This window comes from Vibrio sp. 10N.222.49.C9 (genome assembly GCF_041474985.1).
Lineage (GTDB): Bacteria > Pseudomonadota > Gammaproteobacteria > Enterobacterales > Vibrionaceae > Vibrio > Vibrio crassostreae_C.
Genome location: NZ_JBFRVD010001291.1, coordinates 1 through 280, shown reverse-complemented (window position 1 = coordinate 280; position 280 = coordinate 1). Strand labels below are relative to the sequence as shown.

Sequence of the window (280 nt, the reverse complement as noted above, 5' to 3'; positions counted from 1 at the left end):
AACGACCTAGTTCTTCAGATTGCTGAACACCTAGTGGAGTAAAGATACCGTGGTTGATTGCGTTGTTTAGGAACAGAATCTTCGCAGGCTCTACAAAAATAGAAGCTAAAGGAAGCAAGCCAGCGTTTACCATTACGTCTACACCAGCAGCAAGTGCTGAAGATAGAAGTTTAACCGCAGGACCAACAACTAAGAATGCTAGGATGGCACAAATCATACCAACGATACCGGCAGAGAAGTTGTTTACCAACATCTCAAAGCCACTCTTCACTTTACCGTG

The 280-nt window shown here is 43.9% G+C and carries 1 pseudogene; it reads right to left on the bottom strand.

The features are described from left to right. A pseudogene (locus tag AB4585_RS27960) lies at positions 1-280 on the bottom strand (PTS mannitol transporter subunit IICBA); the annotation flags it as partial.